This window comes from Bradyrhizobium erythrophlei (genome assembly GCF_042430365.1).
Classification (GTDB): Bacteria; Pseudomonadota; Alphaproteobacteria; order Rhizobiales; family Xanthobacteraceae; genus Bradyrhizobium; species Bradyrhizobium erythrophlei.
On sequence record NZ_JBHMET010000149.1, the window covers coordinates 1 to 6,173 of the forward strand.

A 6,173-nucleotide genomic window follows, 5' to 3' on the forward strand; every position below is an offset into this window, starting at 1 on the left:
CAGAAATCGCCCGATTTGGGAATCCCAAATCGATTCAAGCTAACTTCATCCCGCTTTAGCGGTTGCGAGCGGGCGGCGTTGAAGCAAGGAGACGGAGGCCTGCTGAGGCAACTCCTCAACGCCTTTCCAAAAATGGTCCCGAGCTGTGAGTTTCGCCCAATGCGCGGGGCACTGAACACCTTCCAATCCTCGTTTGCCTTGCGCCGGGCCACAAAGACCTGGATCGCTATCGGCGAAGCCAACAAGAGAAAGGGATTCGAGCACCCTTGCGGCATGCGGCAAATGTTCGCGATCACGTCGGACAGTTTGCGCATATCCAGACAAAATGCGCAGAGTAAAGGACAAGATGCAGCCAGACGCTCTTTCAATTTGGAGGTTTTGACGCGAGCAATCGCGGTAGGTTAGCGCGATAGCCGTGTTGAAGCGGTGGTCCCGTGCTGGAGATAACGAGGCCGCGATGAGGCTGCGAGAGCAGTACCAGGGAGGTGAAGCAGCGAAATGGAAGCTGTTGTAGAGGCAGCGAGCGGTCCGCGCTCGGATGAGCGACGTCAGGAGGCGCCAGGTGACGTCGCCAATGCGATGGAGGTCATCGGCGCTGTCCAAGGGGAGGAGCGCGGCTTCTGGGGTCGCCAACGAGGTAATGCCCGAGTCACAACGGCTTCGTCCCATTGATGATCTCAATCTGCCCGTATGGGTGCGCGAAGACGCGAAGCGATTGCAGGCGCATCCGGCATTTCAATCGGCACTGCGACTTCACGCGGAGTTGGTATCCGAGAATTTTGAGAAGACGTCTGCGCTCATCAGGATCATGAGCGAAGAAGCGCGCTACCTGATCTGTATTGCGCTGCTGGCGATGCATCACTCAAGGGATCCCCACGATCCAGGTGCGGGTGCCACTCTCACGCGCCTCCAGGCGTTCGCGGCGCGGTTTGAACTTACGGGACCAAATCGTGTTGCTGCTCTCGTCGCCCTCATGCAACACGCTGGTTACCTCGACCAGGTACGTGCGTCGTCAGATCGGCGTGTGAAACGTTTTGAGCCAACGAAGATGGGCCTTGCGATCGCAGAAGCGAGTACTGTCGCGACGCTGAAGCCGATTCAGCTCTTTTCGGAAACGCACGATTATGTCCAAGTCATGCGCGACGATACCCAGTTCATTGGTCGATACTATTCTGAGGGCTTGCGTTTCTATGCGGATGGCGCCCGCCTCGTGTCGGCCCTTCCGGAGTGTCATCTCTTTCAGAGGCAGAACGCCGGCCGAGAGGTGATGTTCAAGCTCTGGATCGCGTTGACGGACAAAGGGCGGACCGCGCCAGCCGTTGTCTCGTGTCCGTATGGACAGCTCGCGCGCTGCTTCCGGGTTTCACGTGGCCATATCAGACGCATGATTGAAAAGGGCGAACGACAGGGATTGTTCACCGTTCATGCACCGGGCGGGCAGGCCATCGGGATTCTTCCGAGCTTTATCCATTTGCACGAAACACTAACGGCGCTCGAATTCGCTTTGATGCTGCGGGCGGCCGATACCGCTGCATCAACGACTGGGAGGGCCGCCCGGTTGTGCTGGTAACGGCGTCGGACCATGCTCGCACCAGCGGTGGGCGAGATACCAACTAAAATGACCAGATACCAACCAAAATGACCGTTCGTGCAGGCGGAGCGGTCACGTAAGAAACCTGAACGCGCGCATTTGCTCCTGAGCGCGTTCGGGGTGTGACAATTGTCCGAGGCGCGGGGTGGTCGCCCCCGGGCAATCGCCCCTGGCAAGCGCTTGTTCGCGTGCTGAGCCAGGCTCCCAGTAACGAGAGGAAACCATGTCGGAACGGGCACTTGCCCGCTCGTCACAGACCGTTGTTAGTTTCGAGCTGCAAGACGCGGATGGGCTGGCGGATCTCATCAGCCAGCGCTTTGGGCCGGTGACGATCGAGGCGGCCCGCGCGAACGATCGATTCAGCATGTCAGGAACCTATGGCGTGGTTGCCGGGATCGATTTCAGCCGGAGCAGCGTCACGGGAGAGTTCAGATTGATCCCCCAGCATCACTATGACGGGGTATTCTTTTTCTTTCCGACGGCGGGCAGCCTCGTTTTTCATCAGAGCCGAGAGACCTTCGCCAGCTCGCCAACAACGGCCGTGGCGGCAGAGGGCGTGGCCTGCCGATCCATGGACTTCCTGGCGAACCACGAATTTTGCGGCGTGGTGATCAATCGGCCTGTGCTGGCCGAAAGGCTGTCGGTTCTGCTCGGCCGTCCAGTCGTTGAAAAGCCCACCTTCCAGCGGTCGATCGATATGGCATCGAGCGGCGCCACCGCATTAAAGGCACTGGTAATGTGCATCACGAGCCCGGAGTTCGGTCCGCAGCTCAACCGAACGACGCTGACCGCTGAGCGGGTGCGCGAAACACTTGTCGACCTGCTCCTTGAGGCGTGGCCGAACACCTATTCGGAGGTACTGCGCCGGTCGCCACCCATGATTGCGCCGCGCCATGTGAAGCTCGCGGTCGATTTCATCCATGATCATGCGACAATGCTTCCGAGCGGGACCGAGCTCGCTGCCCTGTCGGGCGTCAGCCTTCGCTCGCTCCAGGCCGGCTTTCGTCGGTTTGTCGGTGTCTCTATCACGGCTTACCAGCGGCAAATTCGTTTGGAGCGCGCGCGCACGGACCTCCTGCGCGCCCCGGCGACTACGGTAGAGGACATTGCCCTGCGCTGGGGCTTCACGAATGCCGGGCGATTTAGCCGATATTTCAAGGAAGCATACGGTATTTTCCCGACGGAGCTGGTGCGGCGAAACGTCTGAAGGGCCGATGCCTTACGATCTGGACTGCCGGCCGCGCGTCATGAAATCCGGCGATGAGCGGCTGAGCCTGTCAATTGTCCGCAATCGTTTGATTTCGTCCGGCTCTCTTGGCGGCATAGAGCGCGCGATCGCACCTCTGAATGAGATCCGCTAGAGACTCACCCGCGCGGAGTTGCGCGGCGCCAATCGAAACCGTCATCGTGGACAAGAATTCGCCGGTGGAGCGACGGGTGAGCCGGCATTCCGAAATTGTGCATCGAATCCGCTCTGCGAGCTCCTGAGAGCTTCTGAGTGTAGCGCGCGGAAGAACGACCATGAATTCTTCTCCGCCGTAGCGGGCCGGTAGTTCTCCGGCACGGACACAGTTGCGAAGGACCTTGGCTATCAACCGAAGAATTTGGTCGCCCATCTGATGTCCGAAGCTATCGTTGAATGCTTTGAAGTGATCTACATCGACGAGTAGGATGCTTAGCGGATCCCGCTCTTTCACCGCGCTGATTTGGGCGGTGCACAAGAACTCGTCGAGCGCGCGTCTGTTGGCCAGGCCCGTCAGTGCGTCCGTATTCGAGTGCCGTTCCAACTTCTGCAAAGTGGCGCGAATTGTCTCCATTTCCTGGGATGTTCTGGCGAAGCTTGCTTCCAGCGTCGAGGCGCGGATCATGGCCTTCGAGAGTTCGTCCACGAGGCATTTGATAGAGAGCTGTGGATCCTTGCCGACGTCGATTTCCGACGAGACGTGGCGCAGCGAATCGATCTGCGTTTGATTGTCGCATATCGCCGTCTTCAGGAACTCTCTCGCGCGAACCATTACCGCCTGTAGTTGCTGAAAAATCGCAGTGGCGGCAGCGTCTGATCTAATATGGGTAAGGAAAAGCTCACGATTTACCGAAGCATCGAAGGTTTGCCCATGACCTATCAGTGTATCGATCGCCCCCTTCAGATCCGTCGAGGCGCCGAGAGAGTAGGTGAACCACACTTCGTAATTATTTGGAGTTGGCGGTACGGCTTGCTGCGACATGGACCTGATGGCTTGATCAGCAATGGCAGCCGCGTACTCGAAATCTGGTTCTGGGTTCACGATCATTTGTCCGAATGCGTTCCGTAAGGTCTGGGCAAGCTCGTTCATGTCTCACAAGGACGAGTCTCGCCGGTGAAACGAAAAGCACGCTTTGATCTAGAGTCTGTTGAGCCGCAGTGGACGTTTCGCGCACAGGCAGACAGGTCGCGCAGAAGTTTTCTTCGTGAGAACAATCCGGGGGTCTCGTGCGGGTAACCCGAACATATCGCCTATCTAGTCAGCCGCGGAACCTGGTCCTACAGACGTCGGACGATCATTGCAATTTGCGCTCCGCGTCTCTTGCCGAGGCGCGAGAGGATCTGCTCGGGTTGCGCCTTGCAAGCGCGTTGAAGTCTGCCGTCTGCGATGACGGCCGCGGCAAAGCCAGGCGGGCGACCGCCTTCCGCGACCCGGTGGGGGGCTCAGCAACGGGCATCCCTACGGCGATCCAAGACCCAAAGCCGACGATTGGGTTAGCGATGTCCAAACTGCGCGACCACGGCATACCAGAGGGCGACCACTTCAGCTGCTTTAGGATCGCCGACAGGTCTCGGTCGCACCGCAGTGTGTACCATTATTAGGTTCGACTGAGGATCCACGAAGATATCTTGTCCATGGATACCCAAGAGAAGGAACATCCGCCGCTCGCCTGGCAACAGCCAAGTCTGATATCCATAACCCCAGGACCGAGCAATCGTATTGCGTAGGTAGCTATCGGCCGGGACAGTCGTGGCATCGAGAAGCCACTGCTTGGGGACAATCTGCTGCCCGTTCCAAGCACCGTCATTTGCCAACATCAATCCCAGGCGTGCCCAGTCGCGCAGTGTCGCAATGAAGCAGCAGTATGCCACTTCTTGCCCTGTAGGATCGACAGCCCACGCAGCATCAGCCTCGGCACCGAGCTTTTGCCAAATCCGTGTCGAAAGATAGTCGGCGAGCGACATTTTGACTGCGCGGCTGACGACGAGCCCGAGCAGCTCGCCGCTCATACTTGAGTGTTCTTGACCACGGCGGCCGTTGTGGACCGCAGTGACCCAAAAACGAAGTAAAACCTCGCGTGCGCGTCGCATTTCCTTTTTGCGCGGAGAATCCGTAACAGAGCCCATTTCCATCCTTGCTGGCGGTCGCCTTTGTTATCCCGCTAGGTCTGCCCCATCGATACCCCCGGCGCTGAACAATCCGGCCATCAACTTAATGTCGTGACATGCCCGAAGTTGAGCTGGTTTGCTGCAGTGCATGTGTAAACAATAGGCCTTGAGCGACGTGTTGCACCGCCACAAGACATCGGTCGCGAACGGGGCATAGCGGAAATTGATGGACAGCCGAGTGTTGCAGAGGGCGACGCTGGTGACCCATTAGCGGTCCAAGGCGCGCTCCGGCGTGCTGATATCTCGGGTCCTGTCCCGCCGAGCGTCGTCAAGCCGATCCTCGATAGGAATACTAACTTGGGTGTCAGAATCTGTCACATCAGTCATTTGACGTTGAATAATTTCGGCCTCCTCATTGTTGTTCTTCCTGCGACAGGCGTTCTCGCTGTCGCGTCAACAACGGAGGATTCTTCGATGAGCAACAGGCTCGCAAGTTACCTCATCGCGGGTGCGCTCGCCTCCGCGCTTGCCCTTGTATCACCGGCCCTTGCCCAGAGAGGGGGTGGCGGTGGTGGTGGCATGGGTGGCGGTGGCGGGCATGCTATGGGAGGAGGCGGCGGTGGCGGCTTCGGTGGCGGGCATGCTATCGGCGGCGGTGGTGGCTTCGGTGGCGGGCATGCTATCGGCGGCGGTGGTGGCTTCGGTGGCGGGCATGCCATCGGCGGCGGTGGTGGCTTCGGCGGCGCCCGCTTCGGCGGCGCGGGCCTAGGCCCTCGTACCGGAGGCATGATAGGCCCGCATTTCGGCGGCGCCCGCTTCTTCGGCACGGGCATAGGCCCGCGCACCGGAGGCATGATAGGCCCGCATTTCGGCGGCGCTCGTTTCGCGGGGGCGCCCTTTGCGGCACGTGCGGCATTCGTGCCGGGTCAACGCTTCGCGTTCCACCCCGGCTTCCATCACCGCTTCCATCACCGCTTCCATCGCTTTGCGTTCATCGGCGTACCTTTCGTCTACGCCGCCTACAACTACGACTATTGCTGGCGCAGAGCGTGGACGCGATATGGACTGCAGTGGGTCAACGTCTGCTACAACTACGGCTACTAACCGCTGGCGACCCGACGTCATTGTGATGATCGCCACTGGCGCATTTTCTGGCGCAGAGAAACTGGGCAGGCTGGTGGCGATCGTCGGAGAAAGACCATGACGGGTGGCCACCGCCGCATTCTGGTC

The 6,173-nt window shown here is 59.3% G+C and carries 6 protein-coding genes; 4 read left to right on the top strand and 2 right to left on the bottom strand.

Annotated elements, in window-relative coordinates:
• The 3 genes from ACFFWD_RS23045 to ACFFWD_RS23055 form a co-directional block, all read left to right on the top strand.
• Positions 1-405: hypothetical protein (locus ACFFWD_RS23045; protein WP_376968831.1), on the top strand; the 405-nt coding region annotated here is incomplete at its 5' end.
• 235 nt (positions 406-640) lie between these two features.
• A complete protein-coding gene (locus ACFFWD_RS23050) occupies positions 641-1,570 on the top strand; it encodes a hypothetical protein (protein WP_376968833.1) in 930 nt (309 codons plus the stop codon).
• A 244-nt stretch (positions 1,571-1,814) separates the two neighbouring features.
• Positions 1,815-2,798 (top strand): AraC family transcriptional regulator, encoded by a 984-nt coding sequence (locus tag ACFFWD_RS23055; protein ID WP_376968835.1) that lies wholly within the window; start codon positions 1,815-1,817, stop codon positions 2,796-2,798.
• 70 nt (positions 2,799-2,868) lie between these two features.
• On the opposite strand, the gene ACFFWD_RS23060 is transcribed toward ACFFWD_RS23055, so the two are convergent.
• Together ACFFWD_RS23060 and ACFFWD_RS23065 are read right to left on the bottom strand one after the other, a co-directional pair.
• Positions 2,869-3,924 carry a GGDEF domain-containing protein gene (locus ACFFWD_RS23060; protein WP_446680525.1) on the bottom strand — a complete coding sequence of 352 codons (1,056 nt, stop codon included), beginning with the start codon at positions 3,922-3,924 and terminating at the stop codon, positions 2,869-2,871.
• Between the two features lie 404 nt (positions 3,925-4,328).
• Positions 4,329-4,967, bottom strand: a complete 639-nt coding sequence (locus ACFFWD_RS23065) for a serine hydrolase (protein ID WP_376968837.1) — start codon at positions 4,965-4,967, stop codon at positions 4,329-4,331.
• Positions 4,968-5,417: 450 nt separating this feature from the next.
• On the opposite strand from ACFFWD_RS23065, the gene ACFFWD_RS23070 reads away from it, so the two are divergent.
• On the top strand, positions 5,418-6,047 hold the full coding sequence (locus ACFFWD_RS23070; RefSeq protein WP_376968839.1) for a hypothetical protein: 630 nt from the start codon (positions 5,418-5,420) through the stop codon (positions 6,045-6,047).
• Positions 6,048-6,173: the final 126 nt, after the last annotated feature.

What these genes read in the sequence shown, in the direction of transcription:
- ACFFWD_RS23070 (WP_376968839.1), top strand. Translation starts at nt 5,418, where the DNA reads ATGAGCAACAGGCTCGCAAGTTACCTCATCGCGGGTGCGCTCGCCTCC.
- ACFFWD_RS23055 (WP_376968835.1), top strand. Translation starts at nt 1,815, where the DNA reads ATGTCGGAACGGGCACTTGCCCGCTCGTCACAGACCGTTGTTAGTTTC.
- ACFFWD_RS23060 (WP_446680525.1), bottom strand. Translation starts at nt 3,924, where the DNA reads ATGAACGAGCTTGCCCAGACCTTACGGAACGCATTCGGACAAATGATC.
- ACFFWD_RS23065 (WP_376968837.1), bottom strand. Translation starts at nt 4,967, where the DNA reads ATGGAAATGGGCTCTGTTACGGATTCTCCGCGCAAAAAGGAAATGCGA.
- ACFFWD_RS23050 (WP_376968833.1), top strand. Translation starts at nt 641, where the DNA reads ATGCCCGAGTCACAACGGCTTCGTCCCATTGATGATCTCAATCTGCCC.